The sequence below is a fragment of the Bradyrhizobium sp. SZCCT0148 genome (assembly GCF_018129985.1).
GTDB lineage: Bacteria > Pseudomonadota > Alphaproteobacteria > Rhizobiales > Xanthobacteraceae > Bradyrhizobium > Bradyrhizobium japonicum_H.
Genome location: NZ_JAFCKT010000008.1, coordinates 17,313 through 38,291, shown reverse-complemented (window position 1 = coordinate 38,291; position 20,979 = coordinate 17,313). Strand labels below are relative to the sequence as shown.

Below are 20,979 nucleotides of genomic sequence, written 5' to 3'. Positions count from 1 at the left end.
GTAACCGGCGCGCAGGGGCCGGTCCCGCGTATCCTTGAAGTTTTAGCGCCGGGAGCGCACGCGCAAGCCCGGCGCGGGCCGCTCCTGGAGCACGTCGCGGCGGAAGCGGTAGAGCGCCGCCGGCCGTCCGCCCGTCTGTGTCGACATCACCCCGGTCGGTTCGACCAGGGCTTCCATTTCGACCAGGCGGCGGAAATTCTGCTTGTGCAGGTGTCGGCCGGAGATCGCCTCGACCGTATGCTGCAGTTCGGTAAGTGTGAATTCAGGCGGTAAAAGTTCAAACACGACAGGACGATACTTCAATTTTGCCCGCAGCCGCGCGATCGCGGTAGCGAGAATCCGCCGGTGATCGAACTGCATTGAGGTCCCGAGCGGCGGTAGCGTCTTTCGCGCTAATGCCGCTGGGCGGCCATCGCGCCGTGCTTCCTCGACGAGCCCCGCCTCGTACAGCAGCTCGTAGCGGTCGAGCACGCGCTCTTCGTCCCAGGCCGCCCCGTCGAGGCCGAAATAGAACCGCACGCGATCCTTGCGCGGCAGCGCGCGCGTCGTCTCCGGCGTCTCTACCGCGGCCCATTCGGTCAGCGCCGGAATGATGTCGCGGGCGATGATCGCAGGCGGCTCCTCGCGCCGGTCTTCCCAGGGGAAGAATCGATACCAGGGCGCGAAGCTCGCCGCGTTAGCCGCAAGCTCGCCGTCCACCGCGCGCGTCAATGCGAGATAGCCGATCGACACCATATGGGCTCCGGTGTCGCCGGCCTCGGCATGGCGGCCGCGATCGCCGAATGTGTAGAGCTGTTCGACATAGCCAAGCCGCAAGCCGGTCTGCTCCTCGACCCAGGCGCGCAGGCCGATGTCGAAGGTGCGGTGCGCGAGTGCGTCGAATGGGCCGAACGGCAGGCCGGCAAGCCCGTCACTGCCGCGCGCGGTCAGGATTAACGGCTCATGCCCCTCGATCGCGACGATCGCCGCGGTCAAGCCGATCTCGATCGGCGTCAGCAGCGCCTCGCTCATGCGATGACGATCGCAGGTGCTGCCACAAACTCGTCGTACCCCGGCTCGTCCCGAGCATCCGCGTTCTTCGTACCGCGGGAAAACTCGTGGATGGCCGGGACAAGCCCGGCCATGACGATGCGGAAGCATCTGCGCCCGAACTTACTGAGCCGCCATGCTCGATCCGCACCTGCAATGTAGCGCGCAGCTGTCATTCGAGCTCGATCACGAAGGGGCGGCCCTCGACCATCATCGCGCCCGGGCCGATCTCGTCGAGCGCGCGCAGCATGCGGCCGTTGCGTCCCAGGGCACGGTCGGCCAGGCTGACGATGCGCCGGTTCGGCGAGGCGATTGGCGAGGCCGTGCGGATCTTCTGCGCGATCTCGAGTTCATCGCGGTTTGGGTTGAGCGCGCAGGCCGCCGCGAACGCGCTCGCGGTGGAGCGGCTGATGCCGGCATAGCAATGCACCACCAGCGGTGCGCCGCGGTCCCAGCCGCGCACGAAGTTCAGCACCTGATCGATATGGTTCTCTGACGGTGCGACGAACCCGTCCATCTCCTCGGTGATGTCGTCCATCGACACCTTGAGATGGTTGGCGGGCAGCACGGACACCGGCCGTGCCACCTGCTCGACATTGGCCATCACGGTCAGCACGTGGCTGGCCCCGGTGAGGCGGACGGTTTCGGGAAGCGCGGCGAGGGAACAGACGTGGATCATGGGGGACCTTTTTCCCGCGATTATAGCCGGTGCCGTAGGGTGGGCAAAGCGGCATGTCCACGGTAGCTCGAACAGCGAAGGCGAAAGCGTGCCCGCCACCTTTGTCGCAAACGCGAAAGGACGTGGGCACGGCGCAGGAGCGCCTTTGCCCACCGTGCGGCGCCTACGAGAACACCGCCCCGAACCGCTCCAGGAACTGCTTCTCGGCCCGCGCCGCGGTCCAGGGCGTGAGGTAGTCGCGCCGGACGCTGTCGGAGAGCCCGGGGTCCTTGCCGAACAGCCGCCGTGCCTCGCTTTCGCTGAAGCCGGCAAGCTCGGTCGCCTCGAGGTAAGCTGCGCCGCGATCGGCGGCCTTGATCGCCAGCGTGATCTCCTCCGGCAAGTCCGGCGGCAGTCCGAAGCGGATATGGATGGCGCCGAGCAGGCGCTTCTCCACCGCCTTGTAATGGCCGTCGAGCACCGCCTTGAAGGGTGAGATCATGTCGCCGATCACATATTCCGGCGCATCGTGCAGCAGCGCGGCGAGCCGCATGCGCTGGTCGGCGCGCGGCATCTCTTGCCGCAGCACGGTCTCCACCAGCAGCGTGTGCTGTGCGACCGAGAAGATGTGCGCGCCTGTCGTCTGCCCGTTCCATCGCGCGACGCGCGCCAGGCCATGCGCGATGTCGGCGATCTCGACGTCGAGCGGGGAGGGATCGAGCAGATCGAGCCGCCGGCCCGACAGCATGCGCTGCCAGGCGCGGGACGCCACGTCGCGTGCAGTCTTCTTCGCGGTCATTTGACCTTGAGGCGCGGCTTGCGCTGCGTCTTGCTGCAGCTGGCGTGACAGTGGCAGTCGACGAGGTGGTCGTTGACCATGCCGGTCGCCTGCATGAAAGCATAGACGATGGTCGGGCCAACGAATTTGAAGCCGCGCGAGGACAGCTCCTTCGAGATTTGCACCGACAGCGGCGTCGAGGCCGGGACGCTCGCGGTCGTCTTGAAATGGTTGACGAGCGGCCGCCCGTCCATGAAGTCCCACAGCAGTTTTGAGAAGCCCGGGCCCTTCTCCATGATATCGAGATAGGACTTCGCGCTCGCAATCGTGCCGTCGATCTTGGCGCGGTTGCGCACGATGCCGGCGTCGTTCATCAGTGCGTGAACCTTCTTGGCATTGTAGCGCGCGATCTTCTCCGGCTGGAAATCGTCGAAGGCTTTGCGGAAATTATCGCGTTTGCGCAGGATCGTGATCCAGGACAGGCCGGCCTGGAAGCCGTCGAGAATCAGCTTCTCGTACAACGCGCGGTCGTCATACTCCGGCACGCCCCATTCGGTGTCGTGATAGGCGACGTAGAGCGGGTCATCTCCCGGCCAGGGGCAGCGGGTCTTTCCGTCGGGATGCAGACGAGGGGCTCGGCTCATGCGATGGGCTGCTTCGCGGGAATACGGACGACCTCAGGTTCTGCCAGCTTCAACGCGAGACCGCCCGCGGTGAGCGGCTGGCCGGCATCGAGCGCCTCTGCGACACGGTCGATGCGCACCAGGGCAATACCCTTGCCGCCGGACGTCGAGCCGAGGGTGCCGACCGGCTTGTCGCCCGCGAGAATGGTCGCGCCGGCTTCGGGCGAGGCACCGTCGAGCAGCACCTTCACGCTGCGGGTGCGCGCGGTGCCGCGGTGCTGCATGCGCGAGACGACCTCCTGGCCGACATAGCAACCCTTGTCGAAGTCGACGCCGGCAAGCCGGTCCATGTTGGTCTCGTGTGGAAACGCATCGCTGTACATGAAATCGAGCCCGCCGCGCGGCACGCCGAGCGCGATGCGGTGCGCTTCGTACTCGGTCGCATCGACCAGCTCGGCCCCAATGAGGTCGGATAGCTTTTTCTTGAGATCTTCAGGGATCAGGATGCGCAAGCCGAGCGCATCATTGCGCGGGTCAGCGAAGGCAAGATCGGGCTGCGCCGCGGGCTGGCCGTCCCAGGCGGCGAGCACGCCGAGATCGTCGGACAGGTTTTCCACCGTGACCTTGGCGCGCAGCTTGTAGAATTTCAGCTTGGTGGCGAGACTTTCGGCGAGCGCCTTCGGACAGTCGATCAGGAACCCGCCGCCGTGCCCTGCGGGTGCTTCCGTGATCAGGAAATCCACGATGATCTTGCCTTGCGGCGTCAGCAGCGCGCCGAATCGCCCGAGACCCGGTTTCAGCCGGTCGACATCGGTCGTGACCAGGCCGTTGAGGAAGTTGCGCGCATCCTCGCCCGCGATCTTGACCACGCCCCGGTCGGGAAGAAACGCTGATTTCATGCGAAAATCTCTTGCGACATGTTGCTCCGGAACGTAAGCCCGCAAGGCATAAACGACAAGACCTCGAGCCCTGCGCTTGGGGATGAAAGAGGCCTTCAGCCATGACCCAGCGCTTCGATGTGATCCTCAAGGGCGGCACCGTCGTCAACCAGGATGGCGCGACTATTCGCGATATCGGCATTGCCGGCGGCCGCATCGCCGAGCTGGGTCCGCTGTCGCAGACCTCGGCCGCGGAGGTGATCGACTGCAAGGGCCTGCATATCCTGCCCGGCGTGATGGACACGCAGGTGCATTTCCGCGAGCCCGGGCTGGAGCAGAAGGAAGATCTCGAAACCGGCTCGCGCAGCGCCGTGATGGGCGGCGTCACCGCGGTCTTCGAGATGCCGAACACCTCGCCGCTCACGGTGACGGAGGCGACCTTCACCGACAAGGTGAAGCGCGCCCATCATCGCATGCATTGCGATTTCGCCTTCTTCATCGGCGGCACCCGAGAGAACGTGCAGGATCTGCCGGTGCTGGAGCGCGCGCCGGGCTGTGCCGGCGTCAAGGTGTTCATCGGCTCCTCGACCGGCGCGCTGCTTGTGGAGGACGACGAGAGCCTGCGTCGCATCTTCCAGGTGATCCGCCGTCGCGCCGCGTTCCATGCCGAGGACGAATACCGACTCAACGAGCGCAAATCGCTGCGCATCGAGGGCGACGCCCGCTCGCATCCGGTGTGGCGCGACGAGACCGCGGCGCTGATGGCGACGCAGCGCCTCGTCAAGCTCGCGCACGAGACCGGCAAGCGCATCCACGTGCTGCACATCTCCACCAAGGAAGAGATCGAGTTTCTGCGCGACCACAAGGACGTCGCGTCCTGCGAGGCGACGCCGCATCATCTCACGCTGGTGGCGCCCGAATGCTACGAGCGGCTCGGCACGCTGGCGCAGATGAACCCGCCGGTGCGCGGCGCCGATCACCGCGCCGGCATCTGGCGCGGCATCGAGCAGGGCATCATCGACGTGCTCGGCTCCGACCACGCCCCGCATACGCTGGAGGAGAAGCAGAAGACCTATCCGGCCTCGCCCTCCGGCATGACCGGCGTGCAGACGTTGGTGCCGCTGATGCTCGATCACGTCAATGCGGGCCGGCTGTCGCTGGCGCGCTTCGTCGATCTCACCAGCGCCGGCCCCGCGCGCCTCTACAACATGGCCTGCAAGGGCCGCATCGCCGCCGGCTACGATGCCGACTTCACCATCGTCGACTTGAAGCGCAGCGAGACCATCACCAACAAATGGGTGGCGTCGAAAGCCGGCTGGACGCCCTATGACGGATTGCGAGTCACCGGTTGGCCCGTTGGTACCTTCATCCGCGGCCGCCGCGTGATGTGGCAGGGCGAACTGGTCACGCCGTCGCAAGGCGAGCCGGTGCGGTTTCTGGAGACGTTGAAGCCGTAGGGGGAGAGTGGTCTAGCCTCTCGCGCCGCTGTCATGCCCCGCGAAAGCGGGGGCATCCTGTACGCCGCGGCTTTCGGTTGGTCACCACCGCCTCTGGAATACTGGATTGCCCGCCTTCGCAGGCAATGACAGTGTCATGCGGACGACGAACCTAACGTGGGGAAGCAACAATGACCCGACTGGCACCCCTCATCACCACCGAACAGCTCGCCGCCATGCTCGGCGATCTCAATCTGCGCCTCTACGACTGCACGACCTACAACGAGCCGGTGCCGCCGGGCAGCGACGTACCCTATCGCGCCGTCCCCGGCGACAGGACCTTCGCGGCCGGCCACATCCCAGGCGCCGATTTCCTCGACCTGCAAGGCGAGTTTTCCGACACCTCGTCGCAGCAGTTCTTCATGATGCCTGATGTCGCCCAATTGGAATCCGCCTTCGGCCGCCACGGCCTCGATGCGAGCAAGACCATCGTGCTCTACAGCATCGGCACGATGATGTGGGCGACACGGTTCTGGTGGATGCTGCGCGCGCTCGGCGTCGATGTCCATGTGCTCGACGGCGGTTTCGACAAATGGAAAGAGGAGGGGCGGCCGGTCGAGACGGGCGCACCGAAGGGCTATCCAGCCACGACCTTCAAGGCCGTGCCGCGCGCGGGCTTCTTCGTCGACAAGACCGCCGTGGCGGCCCGCATCGGCGATCCCGCAACCGTCATAGTCAACGCGCTAGGGCCGCAATTTCATCGCGGCCTCGAGCCGAGCCGCTATGGCCGGCCTGGCCGCGTCCCCGGCAGCGTCAACGTTCCCGCGGCCACGCTGACCAATGCCGACAAGACCCTGACGACACTCGCCGACGCCGAAGCCAAATTCGCCGCGGCCGGAGTCACGCGCGACAAGACCGTGATTCTGTATTGCGGCGGCGGCATCTCGGCGACGATCGACCTCTTCCTGCTGGCCCAGCTAGGCTTCGAAAGGCTGACGCTCTACGATGCCTCGATGGGCGAATGGGCGAGGGATACGGCGCTGCCGATCGAGACGGACTAGGATCGTTCACCGCCTTCCTGGAAGGGCGAGGTCAGATCAGAGCAAGAAAATCCGGGAACCTTTGCCCTGGGTCTGCATCCAATGTCCGGAACCAATGGAGACAAGGTAACCGCCATGCCAGGGACCGCAGCCGGCCGGTCCGCCGGCGCCAGGCCATTAGAGGCAGAGCTGATCGACCGCGCGCGGCGCCGTGACGAGGCCGCACTCCGCGAGATCATGCAGGCCAACAACCGCAGGCTCTACCGGCTCGCCCGCGGTATCCTGCGCAACGACAGCGAGGCCGAGGATGTGGTGCAGGAAACCTATGTCCGCGCCTTCACGCATCTCGATGGCTTTCTTGGTGAAGCCGGGCTATCGACCTGGTTGTCGCGCATTGCGATCAACGAGGCGCTGGGGCGCCTGCGCAGCCGGAAGCCGGAGGTCGAACTGGGATCGGTGCCGGAGTCGGTGCTCGAAGCCCAGATCATCCGGTTTCCACTTTCGTCCGCCGCAACCGATCCGGAAAGATCCATGGCCCAACGCGAGATTCAGCGTGTGGTCGAACACGCGATCGACGAAATGCCGGACGTCTACCGCATGGTCATCATCGCGCGGGTGATGGAGGCCATGAGTATGGAGGAAACGGCCGAGCTGCTCGGCATCAAGTCCGAGACCGTCAAGACCCGTTTGCATCGTGCGCGTGCTCTGCTGCGCGAGAACGTCGAAAAGAAGATCGGCCCAGTCGTGATGGACGCATTTCCGTTTGCGGGGCAGCGCTGCGAGCGCCTGACCGAGGCGGTGCTCCGGCGCCTTGGCCCTGGCGCGTAGTTTTCCGGGAACGTTTGCACGAAACGTCCATCTAATTCCTGTGAAGCAACGTGCCGGCGATGCGTCCGGCAGCACAGGAGTGTCAAACCATGTTCTCCCGCTGGAGCGCGGCGATCGCCGCCGCCATTTTTTTGTCGAGCTCTGCGCTGCAAGGCGCCGGCGCTGCCGACAAGCCGACCGATCCGCAGATTGCCCACATCGCCTACACGGCCGGCGTGATCGACATCAACGCCGCCAAGCAGGCGCAGAAAAAGGCGAAGAGCAAGGACGTGAAGGCGTTTGCCGAGGACATGCTGCGCGACCATGAAGCGGTCAACAAGCAGGCGCTCGCGCTGGTCAAGAAGCTGAATGTCACCCCAGAAGACAACGACACCAGCAAAGCGCTGTCGAGACAGGCGAGCGAAAAGTTGGTCGAACTCGGCAAGCTGAACGGCGCCGCCTTCGAAAAGGCCTATGTCGCCAATGAGGTCGCCTACCACAAGGCGGTCAACAGCGCGCTGGAGGCCCAGCTGATTCCGTCGGCGAACAATGCCGAGCTGAAGAGCCTGCTGCAGACCGGCCTGAAGATCTTCCAGGGGCATCAGCAGCATGCCGAGCACGTCGCGGCTGGACTGAAATAGGGAGTGGTGCGATGCGGTTGGGGCGCCTGTTTTCGATTTCCATCGCGCTTGTCGTTGCGGCGATGGCCGTCCCGGCCCGCGCCGCGACGATCGAGATCACGATGGAGAACCTCGTGATTTCGCCGGCAGAGATATCGGCCAAGGTCGGCGATACCATCAACTGGATCAACAAGGACGTCTTCGCCCACACCGCCACGGCAAAGAACGGCGACTTCGACGTGACGCTGCCGCCGAAGACATCGGCGACGTCAATTCTGAAGAGGGCGGGAACGATCGATTATTATTGCCGCTATCATCCCAACATGAAAGCGACGCTCAAGGTCGAGCACTAGGGGAGGGAGTACGTTCCCGCTCGCCGCGGGAACATCTCCCGGCCGGCGCGAGACTAATGCTTGTCCGCAGAAAGCGGCTTCCGTGCGATAAACGCAGCAGACTTCGCGAAGAATTTCGCAAAGTCATTCATCCGTCGACTGGCCCCGCCCACGTGGCGGGGTCATTTTCGTGGACGGCCTACTGCCTTGCCAGCGTGACCGAGAATTCGCCGTTGCGGATGCGGCCGGGAAAACCCTCGACGAACTTGGCGACCGCGTCCTCACCATAGGTGCCGACGAGCTCGGCAAAGGCCGCAAACAGGCTGGCCTGCGCCAGGCAGTCGCCGTCGACGCCCTCATGGCGGGCTTCGGCCCAGGCCTCGTTGAGATAGCTCAGTGCGGCCTGCTTCTGCTCGTGATCGGGCAGCGGCGCGCGGTCGGGGGCGTAGGAAATCGGCTGGCTCATGAAACTCGATCAGGGCTGGGGCGCGATCCACGGCGATGCGCTGTGCGAGAGGTTTAGCACGGGCGTTAACGACCGCTAGGCCACATCTTTAGGAACGGTTAACGGCTGTGAACAAAGTCGATGACAGGGTTCCCGAGGGGCCCTCAGGTCGATCCTCGCTGTCATTCCGGGGCGCGTTTAGCGCGAGCCCGGAATCACGAAGAACTAGTTCGCGTAGCGCGCCGTCAGATCCCGCGAGATCTTCGAACCTTCCTCGATGTAGCGGCGGATCGCCACGGTCGCGGCCGGCGTGCAGCTGCGATAGGTCTGCTGAAAGCCGTTATAGCCGCGGTTGAAACCGGCGATCATGCGGGTGCGGCGCTCTCCGGAGGGGGTCTCGGCATCGATCAGCGCCTGCATCTCGTTGCGCCACCTGTTGCCCTCGTTGGAGCCGCAGATGCCGCGCAGGTAGTGCAGGCCGCCGAGAATCTCCGCCAGCCGCTGCAAATCGGCGTCGAACGGCGCCGCCGCGTCCTGGGCCCGCGCGGGCACGGAAGCGCAGGCGAGAATCAGGGCAAAAATGGCCAGAAATCGCGTGGACATCGGCGGGGTGTATGCCCCCTCGGGGCGGTGGACGCAAGGCGGAGCGTCAGGCTCCAATCAGCCGCGCGGCGGACTGGATCACCTCTTCCAGTCCTCCGGTTAGCTTGAGGTCGTCGAGGCCCGCCAGGGCGTCGGGAGCGACCCAGCGGTAATCGTCGAGCTCGTCGTTCAGGGACGGCTCCCTGGCCACCCAGCGGGCGGCAAAGGACATGATCAGATAGTGGCCGGTGCCGGGCGCGGCCGGCAGCACCTCGCGCCAGCCGGCGAGGCCGATGATCTCGATCTCGAGCCCGGTTTCCTCGCCGACTTCGCGGCTCAGGGCCTGGTGCAGCGATTCGCCGAATTCGACCCGCCCGCCGGGCAGCGAATAGAAGCCCTTGGCGGGCGAGCGGGCGCGGCGGGTCAGCAGCACCTTGCCGTCGCGGAAAATCGCGGCGCTGACCGCGATCTGGGGACGGGTGGGCTGGACGACGGCCGACATGGCTTTGGCAATCCGGCTCAGTTCGACATGATGGTTTCGACGTCGGCGTCGGCGCCACCATGAATGATGCCGCCGCAGGCCGCGATCAGCGGCTGGACCCAGAGGGTCGCCTGCTCGGCGAGCTTGATGCGGGTCTGATCCTTCTCGACTTCGCGCATGGCCGTGCCGACCGCGGTCAGGATCGAGTGCAGGGTCTGGGTGATGTGGTCGAAACGCGCCCGCACGTTCGGATCGGCCTTCTCATAGGCCTCGATGGCCAGGTCCCGCGCCTTGAAGTTCGATGCCGTGAAATGCTCGGCATAGGACAGTGGCGACCAGGTCAAAAAGTCTTCTGCGCATTCCGGCATGTCCGGAATCATTTCAAGCAGCATCACGGCTTCATTGAAATGGTTGAGATAGTCCGTGGCCAGCCCGGTGCGCGGATTGATATTGGCCACGCGCAGCCGTTCGGCCCAGTCGGCGGCCTCGGGGCCCGTCTGTGCATGCGTCCGAGCGGGTTGGGAGGCCGTTGAGCTCATCCGCCGCAGTGTTAACGTTCGGGGTTAAAAGGACCTGAACGGACCCTATATAGCCCCTGAGATGTGTGGACGCTTCGTCATAACTTCGGCCCCCGCGGCTTTGCGGCAACTGTTCGGCTATGTCGAGCAGCCGAATTTCCCGCCCCGGTACAACGTGGCGCCGACACAACCGATTCCGGTCGTCTGGACCGAGAACGGCGCGCGTCATTTCCGTCTGATGCGCTGGGGCCTTTTGCCGAGCTGGGTGAAGGACCCCAAAGGGTTCACGCTCCTGATCAATGCCCGCTCCGAAACGGTGTTGGAGAAGCCCGCGTTCAAGCGGGCGATTCGCCGGCGGCGTGGCCTCATCCCGGCCGACGGCTATTACGAATGGAAGACGGAGGACGGCCGCAAGCAGCCCTTCTTCATCCACCGCGCCGACGGTGCGCCGCTCGGCTTCGCTGCCGTATACGAAACCTGGGCCGGGCCGAACGGCGAGGAGCTCGACACGGTCGCGATCGTCACGGCCGCGGCAGGCGAGGATCTCGCCGCTCTGCATGACCGCGTGCCCGTCACCATCAGCCCGCGCGATTTCGAGCGCTGGCTCGACGTCAGCGGCGACGAGGTCGATGCGATTCTGCCGCTGATGACGGCACCACGCATCGGCGAATTCGCCTGGCACCCGGTCTCCACCCGCGTCAACCGCGTCGCCAATGACGACGATCAGCTCCTGCTGCCGATCAGCGCCGAGGAGATGGCGGCGGAAGCAGAGGCGGCGAAGCCGAAGAAGGCGGCCCGAAAGGTGGCGGCGGCGTCATCAGATGACGGGCAGGGCTCGTTGTTCTAACCAAGCTCGTCTTAGGCAAGCTGGTCTTGGGCAAGCTGGTCTTGGGCAAGCTGGCGCCCTTTACTCCGCTGTCCCCTCGGACAAGCGAAGCGCAGATCCGGGATCCATAACCACAGGGCGAAGTTTGGCAACGCTCGTCGTTATTGGCTCGCGCCATAAGCGTCCCCTATGATCATGGATCACGGGCTCGCGCTGCGCGCGCCCCGGGATGACGGGAGAGTGTCAAGCGCGGTCTTCAGACAACCTCTCTTGTCCTGAGACCAGCGATCTCGGCCTCATCGAAGCCCAATTCGCCCAGCACCGCCTCCGTATCCGCCCCCAGTTCCGGCGCCATCCGGTCCAGCCGGCCGCCGCCATGGGCGAGCTTGAAACCGCTGCCGGCAAAGCGCAGGGGGCCGTATGGCGTGTCCAATTCCTGGATGGCGTCGCGGGCCTTGATCTGCGGATGGTCGATCACCTCTTCGACCTTCCAGATGCTGGCGCAGGGCGCGCCGGCGTCTTCCAGAATCGTCTCCCACTCGCGCGCCGGTCTGGCCGCGAGCGCTTCCTCGATGATGGCACGCAGCGCTGGCTCGTTCTCGTTGCGGGAAAACCAGTCGGCAAAGCGCGGATCGGCGAACGTATCCTCGCGGCCGAGCGCGCTCATCAACGCGCGGTACTGCTTCTCATTGTTGACGGCGAGCAGGATGTGGCCGTCGCCGCATTTGAACAAATTCGCCGTGGTCCTGCGGCTCACGGCCTGATTGCCCGAGAGCTGCTGGCAATGGCCGGCGACCGACCAGTCCGCGATCTGCCCCGACAGAAACGCCATCGTCGCCTCCAGCATGGAGACGTCGACGAACTGGCCCTTGCCGGTGCGGTCGCGCTGGTACAGAGCGCTCGACACGCCGAACGCGGCGGTGGCACCCGACAGCACGTCGCAGACCGCAAAGCCCGCGCGCGTCGGTCCCGTCTCGGGATGCCCCGTGATCGCCATGATGCCCGACAGCGCCTGCATCTTGCCGTCATAGCCGGGGCGCAGCCGATCCGGGCCGGTCTGGCCGAAGCCCGAGACCGCGCAATAGATCAATTTTGGATTGATTGCGGACAGCGCTGCAAAGCCGATGCCGAGCTTGTCCATCACGCCCGGGCGGAAATTCTCCATGACGACGTCGACGCTCGCTGCGAGCTTCTTCACGATCGCGATCGCTTCCGGCTTCTGCAGATCGAGCGTCAGGCTGCGCTTGTTGCCGTTGACGGCCTGGAACGCCGGCGCAAGGCCGCGATCGGCCCATTCGCGGCTCAGCGGCGTGCGACGCATGTCCTCGCCCTCGCGCCGCTCGACCTTGACGACATCGGCCCCCAATAGCGCGAGCTGATAGCTCGCATAGGGACCGGCCAGCACTTGCGTGAAGTCCAGGATCTTCACGCCCTCGAACGGTCGCGTCACGTCGCTCTCCCCATCTTGTTTTCGTTATCGGAGGACGTCAGGCGGCGCGGTTGCCGCGCGCGATCTCCTTCTGCTTGTCGAATTCGGCGCGGCGGCGTGCCAGCTCTTCCGGCGAAAGCTGCGCGACGTTGTTGTAGTCGAGCTTCCAGGAGGCGTCCTCGCTCCAGCGCAGCGGCGATTGCATCGTGGTCTGCGGGCCGCTCGCGCTTTCAAGCAGCTTGAGCGCCAGTTCGAGCGTCTGGGCCTGCGAGGTGACGTCGTGCGGCTTGCCGGCGGAATTGCCGAGCGGGAAGTCCGAGAACAGAAAGCGCGGCACGGCGGCGTGCTCGATGATGTCCTTGGCACAGCCCATGATCACGGTCGGGATGCCGTTCCGCTCGAGATGCCGCGCCACCAGCGCGGTGGTCTGGTGGCAGACCGGGCAGTTCGGCACCAGCACCGCGACGTCGACCTTGTCCGCGAGGCAGCGCGCAAGAATTTCCGGCGCGTCGGTGTCCAGCGTGACGCGATGGCTGCGATTGGTCGGCGCGCCGAAGAAGCGCGGCGCGACCTCGCCGATGCGGCCGGCGGCGGACGCCTTCAGAAGCTGCGGCAGCGGAAACCAGGTGCCGTTGTCGGTCGCCGAGGTGTGCTTGCGGTCGTAGCCGATGTGCGAGATGCGCAGATCGTGCTCTTTCGAGGTGTCGCCGTCATAGACCTGGTAGAACTTCGCGCCGCCATTGTACGCTGCGCCCGGCCCCTGGTCGCCCTTGGCGGGATCGTAGGGTGCTGCCGTGGTGATGATCGTCACGCGGGACTTTGCCAGCGGCCTCTTCAGCGGCTGGAACGGCGCCTCGGTGTAATGCGCCCAGCGATACGGCGTGGTGTAGCCGATCGCAGCGTAATAGTCGCGGGTGCGCTGCATATAGGGGACGGGGGCATCGTAGTCGGGCGCAAAGCCGAATTCGTCGTCGCGCGGCGTGGACATGGGCGCGTCTCCTGGTTCTTGGTTGGCGACAGACTAGAGATAGTTTCGGGGTTTCTCAACCGGGGGGCGGAGGACGCAGGCCTGAATTGCATTGCGCCATGGCTCGCCACGCGGCAGGTGCGCTCCTTTGCCCCCCGCTTGCGACGAGGGAAGCCCCTACCGGAAAATATGCAGGGCTGCATATTGCAGCAGCATGATCGCCTTGGCGTCGATAATCCTCCCGTCTGCGACCATCGCCAGGGCCTCGTCGATCGAGAGCTCCAGCACCTCGATGTCCTCGCCCTCGTGCTCGAGGCCGCCGCCGTCGCTGACGCGCATCGAAGGTTCGTATTCGGCGACGAAGAAATGCAGCTTCTCCGTGATCGCGCCCGGGCTCATGAAGGCCTCGAACACTTTCTCCACATGATGCAGGCGATAGCCGGTCTCCTCCTCCGCCTCGGCGCGGATCCGCACCTCGGGCTCCGCGTCGTCAAGCACGCCTGCCGCCGCTTCGATCAGCAGATCGTCATAGCCGCGGACAAATGCCGGGAGGCGGAACTGGCGCACCAGGATCACGGTCCGCCCGGCGCGATTATACGGCAGCACGGCCGCGGCGTTGTCGCGCTCATAGGTTTCCCGGTGCTGCGTCTGCCACTCGCCGCTGGCGCGCCGGTACTCGAACGTGGTGGTCTTCAGCGTGGTCCAGCCGTCCGAAAGCACGCGGACGTCCTTGATGCGGACGCGGTCGGAAATGGTCATTTGCCTGATCTCAGTTGCTTGGCGTGGTGTCCCGCCCGTCGAGCCACTTCTGGAACATCACCGAGGTGGATTCGTCGAACCCCAGCGACTGGTAGAACGCGTTAGCCTGCGCATTCTCGCGGCGGACCAGGAGCTGCAGCTTCGCAATTCCGGCGGCGCGCAGCCAGTCCTCGGCCGCGGCCATCATGACGCGGCCATGGCCGCGCTTGCGGCCCTCGTGGTCGACCGCGACGTAATAGACCCAGCCGCGGTGGCCATCATGGCCGACCATCACGGTCGCCACGACGGCGCCGGCGTCGCGGCCGATCAGCACGGTGGAATTGTCGCGCCGCCGCGCCAGCGCGATGTCGGCATGGGGATCGTTCCACGGACGCGTCAGGCCGCAGCGCTGCCACAGCGCGACGACGGTCTCGACATCGGCGTCAGTGATGGCGTCGATTGCGAGTGGAGCAGGCGAGACCGACGCGCTCACAGCACCTTGCCCGGATTCATGATGCCGAGCGGGTCGAGCATCGCCTTGATCGCGCGCATCAGCTCGATCGCGGTCTTGTCCTTGACCTCGGGCAGTTCGTCGCGCTTGAGCACGCCGATGCCGTGCTCGGCGGAGATCGAGCCGCCCATGCGCAGCACGATCTCGAACACCACGGCGTTCACCTCGTGCCAGCGCGCCAGATAATCGGCGGTGTCGGCTCCGATCGGCTGGCTGACATTGTAATGCAGATTGCCGTCGCCGAGGTGGCCGAACGGCACCGGTCGCGCGCCCGGGATCAGCTTCACCACCGCGGCGTTGGCCTCGTCGATGAACGCGGGCACCGCGGCGATCGGCACCGAGATGTCGTGCTTGATCGAGCCGCCCTCGGGCTTCTGCGCCCACGACATCTCCTCGCGCAATTTCCAGAATCCGTTGCGCTGGGTGAGGTTGGCCGCGATCACCGCATCGTCGACGATCTCCGCCTCCATGGCACGTCCGAGGATCGTCTCCAGCGGCGTGCGGGCGTCGTCGCCGGGCGAGGACAATTCCATCAGCACGTACCAGGGATGCTTCTGTGCGAGCGGATCGCGCACGTCGATGGCGTGGCGCACCGAGAAATCGACTGCCATCTCCGACAGCAGCTCGAAGCTCGTCAGCAAATTGGCGGCCTCGCTCTGTGCGATCGCGAGCAGCTTCAGTGCCGCCTCCGGCGATTTCAGCCCGACATAGGCCGTCTCGATCGCCCGCGGCTTCGGAAACAGTTTCAGGGTCGCCGCCGTGATGATGCCGAGCGTGCCTTCGGCGCCGATGAAGAGATTGTGCAGATTGTAGCCGGTGTTGTCCTTCTTCAGCTTCGAGAGCGTGTTGAGCACGCGCCCGTCGGCGAGCACCACTTCCAGCCCCAGCGCCATCTCGCGCGCGACGCCATAAGCGAGCGCGGCGGTGCCGCCGGCATTGGTGGAGAGATTGCCGCCGAGGGTGCAGCTGCCCTCGGCACCGAGCGACAGCGGAAACAGACGGTCGACCTCGGACGCCCTCTGCTGCGCAACCTGCAGCACCACGCCCGCCTCACACGTCATGGTGTTGGAGGCGGTGTCGACCTCGCGGATCTTGTCGAGCCGCCGTAGCGACACCACCACCTCGCCATTGTGCGGGGTCTGGCCGCCGACCAGCCCGGTGTTGCCGCCCTGCGGCACCAGCGCGATCTTGTGCGCGGAGGCGAGCTTGCAGATTTCGGAAACTTCTGCGGTCGAGCCCGGACGCAGCACCAGCGGCGAGCGGCCGTGGAACAGATTGCGCTCCTCGGTGACGTATGGCTCGATATCGGCTGCATCGGTGATCGCGTGGCGCTCGCCGACGATCTTGCGGAATTGGTCGATCAGCTCGGGCGCGAGCGGAGGCGTGGCGGATTGATTGATGTTCATTGCCGTGTCTCTTCTCAAGCTTCTTACTCTTTGCGCATGATCTTTTCGGAAAACCGCTGCACACTTGTCCGGATCGTGCGTTATCGCACCACCGCGGCCCGGCGCAGCCGGTCGTTGATCGCTTCGCCAAGTCCTTCCTCCGGGATCGCCATCACCGCAATCGCCCGCGGGCTCTTCGCATCGAGGCTGCGAAGATAGCCGAACAGATTGGCGGCGGCTTCATCGAGATCAGCGGTGGGCGACAAATTCATGACGGCGACGGCGCCGTCGACGCCGGGAAGGCGCGCCGGTCCGAACGCCAGCAGCGCTTCGTCAGCCGCAACGTCCTGCGCACCAAGTCGCACCTGGGCGCGCGGCGCGTAATGCGAGGCCAGCATGCCCGGCGCCAGCGGCTGGCTGTCGCAGCTTTCGGCCTCCAGTGGCGGGCGCGCCAGGGGCGCACCCAGCACCGCCTCGATGCGCTCGCGCGACAGCCCGCCGGGGCGAAGCAGCATCGGTGCGTCGAGGCAGCCGACGATGGTCGATTCGACGCCGACCTTAACGGGCCCGCCGTCCACGATCAGGTCGATCCGGCCCGATAAGTCGTTCTCGACATGGGCCGCCAGCGTCGGCGAGACGTGGCCGGAGATGTTGGCGGACGGCGCCACCACAGCTCCGCCGAAGGCGCGCAGGATCGCCTGCGCAACCTGGTGGGCGGGGATGCGAATCGCGACCGTGTCGAGGCCGGCGGTGGCGAGATCCGCCACCGGGCAGTTGTCCGTCTTCGGCACCACCAGCGTCAACGGCCCCGGCCAGAACGCGTCCGCGAGCCTCAACGCGCGGGCGTCGAACCGCCCGATCCGGCGTGCGGCCGCGATGTCCGGGACATGGGCAATCAGCGGATTGAAGGCCGGCCGCCCCTTGGCGGCATAGAGATGGGCGATCGCGGCGGCATTCGCCGCATCCGCCCCCAGCCCGTAGACGGTCTCGGTCGGAAACGCGACCAGCCCGCCGGCGACCAGCGTGCGGGCGGCAGCCTCGGCGCCGGCCGCACCGGCCGGTAAAATCAGCGTTTCAAGACCCGTTTTCACAGGGATAAAATTCCTCAGCTCGGCCGCTTGCGGTGCGCCAAACCCGACGCTATAAGCCGGCCTCTTGTCGGAGTGTGGCTCAGCCCGGTAGAGCACTGCGTTCGGGACGCAGGGGTCGCAGGTTCGAATCCTGCCACTCCGACCAAGATTTCAATGGTTTGCTCGCCTCACGGCAGTTCCAGACCAGGCTTTTCTGCCCCATCAGCACGCAAAATGCACGCACCGTTTGAGGTCGCGGGACGCAGCCATGTCGCCGTAATGGGACGGCATGGGTCGCCATCATACACGCCCCTTCAGCCCCGCTTGACGGCGTGGCCTTCTCCAGTCCCGCTTTTTGGTGTGCCCTTTATTGACCTCGCGCACGAAGGCTCCGACGGCGGCGTTCCCTGGCGATGGAACTTAGGGCGCAATGCCGGTTTATCCCGGCGTCTGGCGCAAGGGCGACACGCATGAAGAGCAAAGCAAAAGCCGAAGAACCATCCGGGGTCTCGAAGTTTTTCGGCGAACTCGCCAACAAAACCTCGCTGGCGGCGGGCAGGGCTTCGACGTTCATCATGGCCGCCGGCATCGTCATCGGTTGGGCCGTAAGCGGACCGCTCTTTGGGTTCTCTGATACGTGGCAGCTGGTGATCAACACAGGAACGACGATCGTCACGTTCCTGATGGTGTTTCTCATCCAAAATTCTCAAAACCGCGACAGCGCCGCAATTCAGGTCAAGCTGGACGAATTGATCCGGGTCGGCGCGGCCCGCAATTCACTCGTCGGCATTGAACATCTGACACACGACGAGATCGAAGATCTACGCGACAAATGCGAGGCGAGGGCGCGCGCTGAAAAATCGGCCGACAAGACCGTCGACAAGACGCGGAGATCGGCGCGACGGGCCGCAGAAAAGGTCGCAACCTGATGCAAGCGGGCACTCGGTCAGAGAAGCCCGCCGCCCAAAGCATCGACGCAATTCTTCGGCTTGAAAAGCAGGATGAGAAAACTCTAGCGGTTCATCATCGGCTGTTTCATTGGATCGGCTGGTTCGCCGGCACCATTCAATTTATCGTTCTTCAATGTGCATTCGTGCTCGGCTGGATCATCTTCAGCCGTTTTTTCCCGCATTATGCCTTCGACGAATATCCGTTCCCGCTGCTCGCGACGATCCTCGCGGTCGAAGCAGTCCTTCTGACCTCCTGCGTGCTGATCCGCCAAAGTCTGATCGACCGGACTCTCGAACGGCGCGACCATCTGGAGCTGCAGATCAATCTGCTTGCAGAGAAGGAGGCGACCCAGTCGTTGCGGATATTGCAGCGCATTGCGAAGAAACTGGATGTGGAGGACGCCGAAAATAGCAGGCCTGATGAGCTTGCAAGCGAGACGCCGGTTGATCAGATAGCGCAAGACTTGAGAGATCGCCAGGACGAAGCCGCAAAGCAGTAAGCGCGTGCGGAATTGGAGCCGTAGGCGGAAGCGGTCCGGCGGCTCGCCGGAATCGAGTTGCACCCTTGCAGCATGCGCGCTGGCGGCTAGGCGGGGGCTTTCAGAGAATCGAGACGCTTTCGGAGAAATGCCAGCACCATGATCTCGTCGGACGTGAGCTTGGCGTACTGGCGCTTGAACTTCTGGGCGATCTTGGCTTCGATCATCTTCACGAGGTCGCCGGACATGTAGGCGTCGAGGACTTCCGGGTGCACGTAGCACTTGCGGCAGATGGCCGGCGTGTTGCCGAGCTGCTTCGAGACGCTCTCGATCGCCGCCACGACATTGCGCTTCGCCTCGGCCTGGCTGTCATATTTCTTGAATTCGGCAAGCGCCAACGCTGCTAGAACCGTCCCTGCCCACGTGCGAAAATCCTTGGCACTGAAGTCCTCGCCCGTAATGTCCTTGATGTAGGCGTTGACGTCACCGGAGTCGACGGTACGCGGCTGGCCGTCGTTCTCCAGATACTTGAAGAGCTCGTGTCCGGGGATCTCCGCGCAACGCTTCACGATCGCGGCTATCCGCTTGTCCTCGACACGAAGCTTCCATTGCTTGCCCGACTTGCCCGTGAAGTCGAACCGCAGAACGCCGCGCCCGACCGCGACGTGCTTGCGGCGCATGGTGGTGAGCCCGTAGGACTTGTTCTTCTCGGCATATTCGACGTTTCCGACCCGGATCAGTGTCTTCTCCAGAAGACTGACGATCGTGGCCAGCACCTTCTCGCGGGGCAGTCCATCCCGCTTCATGTCGGCAGCGACCCGCTCCCGCAGGGCGGGCAGGGCGGCCGCGAACTGGATGATATGCTCATACTTGTTCTGATCGCGAAGTTCCCGCCACTTCGGATGGTAGCGATACTGCTTGCGACCCCGCGCATCGAGCCCGGTTGCCTGGATGTGGCCGTTCGGTGAAGGACAGATCCACACGGATTCATAGGCCGGGGGGATGCCGATTGATTTGATACGCCGGATAATTGCGGCGTCGGCGATGCGCTTGCCCTCCTTATCGTAGTAGCTGAAGGTGGTTCCGGTCCGCTTGCGCGTGTACCCGGGCGCGGAATCGCTGACGTACCGAAGCCCCTCTTCCGCAATGGTGGCCGCCACTTCGGCGGTGCGGTCCAGAACCTGTTCTTCGTTGCTTGTCTGTCTGAGCATGGGGCCTATCCATCGGAAGCACCCTGGGATCGAGGCTCCGCTCTGTCTAAGGGACTAAGGCAGCTTTTGGTTCCGATCCGAGCTTGGCGGACGCGAAGGGCGGGCACAGTGGCTGCGCGGAATATCAGGACCCTCGCTGAGAGCCGGTGGTTCCTCTCGACAGGTCGCTACGCAGGCGATGATGGCGGTGCAGCTCAACTTCAGACAATCGCCACAAAGTTGATCGACAGGCTCCTCCGCAATTCTTTGCGAAGGCCGCGATGTCCCAGTATTCACTTGATGTGTTGCGTCAGCGCTATGTCGTCGAGAAAAGACCGCTCGAGGCCAGCGTTGAGCAGATCTTGCGGGCCGACACCCGCGCGGGAGTCCGTGCCATCCTGGCTTCAATTGATAGAAGGCGCTTCGAAAATCGATCCGAAGGACAGCGCCTCCGCAAGATGCTCCGCTTCGAGGCCTCGCTTTGGGAAAGTGGCGATCATGCCGTGGCAGGCGTCGACGAGGCCGGAATGAGCCCGCTCGCCGGGCCGGTCTCCGCTGGCGCCGTGATTCTCAAGCCCGGCACACGGATAGTCGGTATCGACGACTCCAAAAAGCTGGACGCCGCGGCTCGCGAAGAACTCGCCAAGGAGATCAAGGAAAAGGCAGAGTGTTGGTGTGTGGCGTTCGTCGAGGTCGAGGAGATCGACGCGATCAACATCTACTGGGCAGGCATCCAGGCTATGCAGCGCGCGGTGCGGGGGTTGGGGGTGACGCCGCAGCACTTGCTCGTCGATGCGAAGCGGCTGAAAGATATCGACATCCCTCAGCAGGCCATCATCAAGGGTGACGCCAAGTCCGCCAGCATCGCCGCCGCCTCCATCCTCGCGAAAGTCGAGCGCGACAAGGTCATGCGGACGCTCGACGCGCATTATCCCGGCTACGGCTTCGCGAATCACAAGGGGTACCCGGTGCCGGCTCACTATGAGGCGCTCGCAAAGTTGGGCGCTTGCGCGGTACACCGGCGTTCATTCGGGCCGGTACGCAAGGTTCTTGGATTGCCGCCCCTGCCGCCGTGGCCTTCGGCATCCGAGCGCGTCGCCAGCTGACTGCCGACTTGGGGGCAATTGGTTGATAGCTCATCAAGGGCTGTGCGATGCGCGTGCTCGCCTTATCTCCCCAATTGACGATGCAGACGGCAAAGTGTCGA

Annotated in this window: 25 protein-coding genes and 1 tRNA gene; 10 read left to right on the top strand and 16 right to left on the bottom strand. The window is 64.7% G+C overall.

Translation table 11 applies throughout. The features are described 5' to 3' along the window. Window positions 1-42: 42 nt before the first annotated feature. The 5 genes from JQ580_RS22705 to ygfZ form a co-directional block, all read right to left on the bottom strand. Complete coding sequence (locus JQ580_RS22705; RefSeq protein ID WP_212282432.1) at window positions 43-1,011, bottom strand: NUDIX hydrolase; 969 nt, start codon at window positions 1,009-1,011, stop codon at window positions 43-45. A gap of 190 nt (window positions 1,012-1,201) precedes the next feature. Next, window positions 1,202-1,708, bottom strand: a complete 507-nt coding sequence (locus JQ580_RS22700; RefSeq protein WP_212282431.1) for a tyrosine phosphatase family protein — start codon at window positions 1,706-1,708, stop codon at window positions 1,202-1,204. Between the two features lie 163 nt (window positions 1,709-1,871). Continuing rightward, window positions 1,872-2,486 carry a YfbR-like 5'-deoxynucleotidase gene (locus JQ580_RS22695; RefSeq protein WP_212282430.1) on the bottom strand — a complete coding sequence of 205 codons (615 nt, stop codon included), beginning with the start codon at window positions 2,484-2,486 and terminating at the stop codon, window positions 1,872-1,874. After that, on the bottom strand, window positions 2,483-3,109 hold the full coding sequence (locus JQ580_RS22690; protein ID WP_212282429.1) for a DNA-3-methyladenine glycosylase I: 627 nt from the start codon (window positions 3,107-3,109) through the stop codon (window positions 2,483-2,485). Before JQ580_RS22690 ends, JQ580_RS22695 begins: the two co-directional genes overlap by 4 nt. Next, a complete protein-coding gene (gene ygfZ, locus JQ580_RS22685; RefSeq protein ID WP_212282428.1) occupies window positions 3,106-3,987 on the bottom strand; it encodes a CAF17-like 4Fe-4S cluster assembly/insertion protein YgfZ in 882 nt (293 codons plus the stop codon). Before ygfZ ends, JQ580_RS22690 begins: the two co-directional genes overlap by 4 nt. Before the next feature lie 101 nt (window positions 3,988-4,088). Between ygfZ and JQ580_RS22680 the strand changes: the two genes are divergently transcribed. The 5 genes from JQ580_RS22680 (at window position 4,089) to JQ580_RS22660 (ending at window position 8,222) form a co-directional block, all read left to right on the top strand. Then, window positions 4,089-5,423: a dihydroorotase gene (locus JQ580_RS22680; RefSeq protein ID WP_212282427.1), complete on the top strand. Its 1,335-nt coding sequence runs from the start codon at window positions 4,089-4,091 to the stop codon at window positions 5,421-5,423. A 170-nt stretch (window positions 5,424-5,593) separates the two neighbouring features. Further along, the gene (locus tag JQ580_RS22675) at window positions 5,594-6,463 is read left to right on the top strand and encodes a sulfurtransferase (RefSeq protein ID WP_212282426.1); all 870 of its coding nucleotides are present in this window, start codon (window positions 5,594-5,596) and stop codon (window positions 6,461-6,463) included. A 114-nt stretch (window positions 6,464-6,577) separates the two neighbouring features. Further along, the gene (locus tag JQ580_RS22670; protein WP_212282425.1) at window positions 6,578-7,270 is read left to right on the top strand and encodes an RNA polymerase sigma factor; all 693 of its coding nucleotides are present in this window, start codon (window positions 6,578-6,580) and stop codon (window positions 7,268-7,270) included. Window positions 7,271-7,359: 89 nt separating this feature from the next. Beyond that, complete coding sequence (locus tag JQ580_RS22665) at window positions 7,360-7,890, top strand: DUF4142 domain-containing protein (RefSeq protein WP_212282424.1); 531 nt, start codon at window positions 7,360-7,362, stop codon at window positions 7,888-7,890. An 11-nt stretch (window positions 7,891-7,901) separates the two neighbouring features. Then, entirely contained in the window at window positions 7,902-8,222 is a 321-nt protein-coding gene (locus JQ580_RS22660; protein WP_212282423.1) for a cupredoxin domain-containing protein, read from the top strand. 178 nt (window positions 8,223-8,400) lie between these two features. Here JQ580_RS22660 and JQ580_RS22655 read toward each other — a convergent pair whose 3' ends face one another. The 4 genes from JQ580_RS22655 to JQ580_RS22640 all read right to left on the bottom strand — a co-directional run bounded on the left by JQ580_RS22655 (window position 8,401) and on the right by JQ580_RS22640 (window position 10,248). Beyond that, the gene (locus tag JQ580_RS22655) at window positions 8,401-8,667 is read right to left on the bottom strand and encodes a hypothetical protein (RefSeq protein ID WP_018323382.1); all 267 of its coding nucleotides are present in this window, start codon (window positions 8,665-8,667) and stop codon (window positions 8,401-8,403) included. A gap of 204 nt (window positions 8,668-8,871) precedes the next feature. Beyond that, window positions 8,872-9,249 carry a TIGR02301 family protein gene (locus JQ580_RS22650; RefSeq protein ID WP_212282422.1) on the bottom strand — a complete coding sequence of 126 codons (378 nt, stop codon included), beginning with the start codon at window positions 9,247-9,249 and terminating at the stop codon, window positions 8,872-8,874. A gap of 46 nt (window positions 9,250-9,295) precedes the next feature. Next, on the bottom strand, window positions 9,296-9,730 hold the full coding sequence (locus JQ580_RS22645; RefSeq protein ID WP_212282421.1) for an NUDIX hydrolase: 435 nt from the start codon (window positions 9,728-9,730) through the stop codon (window positions 9,296-9,298). A gap of 17 nt (window positions 9,731-9,747) precedes the next feature. Further along, complete coding sequence (locus JQ580_RS22640) at window positions 9,748-10,248, bottom strand: hypothetical protein (protein WP_212282420.1); 501 nt, start codon at window positions 10,246-10,248, stop codon at window positions 9,748-9,750. Window positions 10,249-10,309: 61 nt separating this feature from the next. On the opposite strand from JQ580_RS22640, the gene JQ580_RS22635 reads away from it, so the two are divergent. Then, a complete protein-coding gene (locus tag JQ580_RS22635) occupies window positions 10,310-11,074 on the top strand; it encodes an SOS response-associated peptidase (protein WP_212282419.1) in 765 nt (254 codons plus the stop codon). Window positions 11,075-11,309: 235 nt separating this feature from the next. Here JQ580_RS22635 and JQ580_RS22630 read toward each other — a convergent pair whose 3' ends face one another. The 6 genes from JQ580_RS22630 to JQ580_RS22605 form a co-directional block, all read right to left on the bottom strand. Continuing rightward, the gene (locus JQ580_RS22630) at window positions 11,310-12,503 is read right to left on the bottom strand and encodes a CaiB/BaiF CoA transferase family protein (RefSeq protein ID WP_212282418.1); all 1,194 of its coding nucleotides are present in this window, start codon (window positions 12,501-12,503) and stop codon (window positions 11,310-11,312) included. A gap of 37 nt (window positions 12,504-12,540) precedes the next feature. After that, on the bottom strand, window positions 12,541-13,470 hold the full coding sequence (locus JQ580_RS22625; RefSeq protein WP_212282417.1) for a glycine reductase: 930 nt from the start codon (window positions 13,468-13,470) through the stop codon (window positions 12,541-12,543). 156 nt (window positions 13,471-13,626) lie between these two features. Next, window positions 13,627-14,208, bottom strand: coding sequence for an NUDIX hydrolase (locus tag JQ580_RS22620; protein ID WP_212282416.1), 582 nt, complete (start codon window positions 14,206-14,208; stop codon window positions 13,627-13,629). A gap of 10 nt (window positions 14,209-14,218) precedes the next feature. Further along, on the bottom strand, window positions 14,219-14,680 hold the full coding sequence (locus JQ580_RS22615; RefSeq protein WP_212282415.1) for a GNAT family acetyltransferase: 462 nt from the start codon (window positions 14,678-14,680) through the stop codon (window positions 14,219-14,221). Then, window positions 14,677-16,104, bottom strand: coding sequence for an FAD-binding oxidoreductase (locus tag JQ580_RS22610; protein WP_212282414.1), 1,428 nt, complete (start codon window positions 16,102-16,104; stop codon window positions 14,677-14,679). The genes JQ580_RS22615 and JQ580_RS22610 overlap by 4 nt, the downstream gene beginning before the upstream one ends. 80 nt (window positions 16,105-16,184) lie before the next feature. Continuing rightward, the gene (locus tag JQ580_RS22605) at window positions 16,185-17,174 is read right to left on the bottom strand and encodes an L-threonylcarbamoyladenylate synthase (RefSeq protein ID WP_212282413.1); all 990 of its coding nucleotides are present in this window, start codon (window positions 17,172-17,174) and stop codon (window positions 16,185-16,187) included. 68 nt (window positions 17,175-17,242) lie between these two features. Between JQ580_RS22605 and JQ580_RS22600 the strand changes: the two genes are divergently transcribed. From JQ580_RS22600 to JQ580_RS22590, 3 genes are all read left to right on the top strand, one after another. Beyond that, a tRNA-Pro gene (locus JQ580_RS22600) sits at window positions 17,243-17,319 on the top strand. Between the two features lie 304 nt (window positions 17,320-17,623). Then, a complete protein-coding gene (locus tag JQ580_RS22595; RefSeq protein ID WP_212282412.1) occupies window positions 17,624-18,082 on the top strand; it encodes a low affinity iron permease family protein in 459 nt (152 codons plus the stop codon). Then, window positions 18,082-18,603, top strand: a complete 522-nt coding sequence (locus tag JQ580_RS22590) for a DUF1003 domain-containing protein (protein WP_212282411.1) — start codon at window positions 18,082-18,084, stop codon at window positions 18,601-18,603. The genes JQ580_RS22595 and JQ580_RS22590 overlap by 1 nt, the downstream gene beginning before the upstream one ends. 86 nt (window positions 18,604-18,689) lie before the next feature. On the opposite strand, the gene JQ580_RS22585 is transcribed toward JQ580_RS22590, so the two are convergent. Then, window positions 18,690-19,793: a DNA topoisomerase IB gene (locus JQ580_RS22585; protein ID WP_212282410.1), complete on the bottom strand. Its 1,104-nt coding sequence runs from the start codon at window positions 19,791-19,793 to the stop codon at window positions 18,690-18,692. A 260-nt stretch (window positions 19,794-20,053) separates the two neighbouring features. On the opposite strand from JQ580_RS22585, the gene JQ580_RS22580 reads away from it, so the two are divergent. Further along, window positions 20,054-20,878 (top strand): ribonuclease HII, encoded by an 825-nt coding sequence (locus JQ580_RS22580; RefSeq protein ID WP_212282409.1) that lies wholly within the window; start codon window positions 20,054-20,056, stop codon window positions 20,876-20,878. The last annotated feature ends 101 nt before the right edge of the window (window positions 20,879-20,979 follow it).

What these genes read in the sequence shown, in the direction of transcription:
- JQ580_RS22585 (WP_212282410.1), bottom strand. Translation starts at nt 19,793, where the DNA reads ATGCTCAGACAGACAAGCAACGAAGAACAGGTTCTGGACCGCACCGCC.
- JQ580_RS22660 (WP_212282423.1), top strand. Translation starts at nt 7,902, where the DNA reads ATGCGGTTGGGGCGCCTGTTTTCGATTTCCATCGCGCTTGTCGTTGCG.
- JQ580_RS22645 (WP_212282421.1), bottom strand. Translation starts at nt 9,730, where the DNA reads ATGTCGGCCGTCGTCCAGCCCACCCGTCCCCAGATCGCGGTCAGCGCC.
- JQ580_RS22610 (WP_212282414.1), bottom strand. Translation starts at nt 16,104, where the DNA reads ATGAACATCAATCAATCCGCCACGCCTCCGCTCGCGCCCGAGCTGATC.
- JQ580_RS22680 (WP_212282427.1), top strand. Translation starts at nt 4,089, where the DNA reads ATGACCCAGCGCTTCGATGTGATCCTCAAGGGCGGCACCGTCGTCAAC.
- JQ580_RS22580 (WP_212282409.1), top strand. Translation starts at nt 20,054, where the DNA reads ATGTCCCAGTATTCACTTGATGTGTTGCGTCAGCGCTATGTCGTCGAG.
- JQ580_RS22625 (WP_212282417.1), bottom strand. Translation starts at nt 13,470, where the DNA reads ATGTCCACGCCGCGCGACGACGAATTCGGCTTTGCGCCCGACTACGAT.
- JQ580_RS22695 (WP_212282430.1), bottom strand. Translation starts at nt 2,486, where the DNA reads ATGACCGCGAAGAAGACTGCACGCGACGTGGCGTCCCGCGCCTGGCAG.
- JQ580_RS22655 (WP_018323382.1), bottom strand. Translation starts at nt 8,667, where the DNA reads ATGAGCCAGCCGATTTCCTACGCCCCCGACCGCGCGCCGCTGCCCGAT.
- ygfZ (WP_212282428.1), bottom strand. Translation starts at nt 3,987, where the DNA reads ATGAAATCAGCGTTTCTTCCCGACCGGGGCGTGGTCAAGATCGCGGGC.
- JQ580_RS22595 (WP_212282412.1), top strand. Translation starts at nt 17,624, where the DNA reads ATGAAGAGCAAAGCAAAAGCCGAAGAACCATCCGGGGTCTCGAAGTTT.
- JQ580_RS22690 (WP_212282429.1), bottom strand. Translation starts at nt 3,109, where the DNA reads ATGAGCCGAGCCCCTCGTCTGCATCCCGACGGAAAGACCCGCTGCCCC.
- JQ580_RS22675 (WP_212282426.1), top strand. Translation starts at nt 5,594, where the DNA reads ATGACCCGACTGGCACCCCTCATCACCACCGAACAGCTCGCCGCCATG.
- JQ580_RS22590 (WP_212282411.1), top strand. Translation starts at nt 18,082, where the DNA reads ATGCAAGCGGGCACTCGGTCAGAGAAGCCCGCCGCCCAAAGCATCGAC.
- JQ580_RS22670 (WP_212282425.1), top strand. Translation starts at nt 6,578, where the DNA reads ATGCCAGGGACCGCAGCCGGCCGGTCCGCCGGCGCCAGGCCATTAGAG.
- JQ580_RS22640 (WP_212282420.1), bottom strand. Translation starts at nt 10,248, where the DNA reads ATGAGCTCAACGGCCTCCCAACCCGCTCGGACGCATGCACAGACGGGC.
- JQ580_RS22635 (WP_212282419.1), top strand. Translation starts at nt 10,310, where the DNA reads ATGTGTGGACGCTTCGTCATAACTTCGGCCCCCGCGGCTTTGCGGCAA.
- JQ580_RS22665 (WP_212282424.1), top strand. Translation starts at nt 7,360, where the DNA reads ATGTTCTCCCGCTGGAGCGCGGCGATCGCCGCCGCCATTTTTTTGTCG.
- JQ580_RS22700 (WP_212282431.1), bottom strand. Translation starts at nt 1,708, where the DNA reads ATGATCCACGTCTGTTCCCTCGCCGCGCTTCCCGAAACCGTCCGCCTC.
- JQ580_RS22705 (WP_212282432.1), bottom strand. Translation starts at nt 1,011, where the DNA reads ATGAGCGAGGCGCTGCTGACGCCGATCGAGATCGGCTTGACCGCGGCG.
- JQ580_RS22620 (WP_212282416.1), bottom strand. Translation starts at nt 14,208, where the DNA reads ATGACCATTTCCGACCGCGTCCGCATCAAGGACGTCCGCGTGCTTTCG.
- JQ580_RS22650 (WP_212282422.1), bottom strand. Translation starts at nt 9,249, where the DNA reads ATGTCCACGCGATTTCTGGCCATTTTTGCCCTGATTCTCGCCTGCGCT.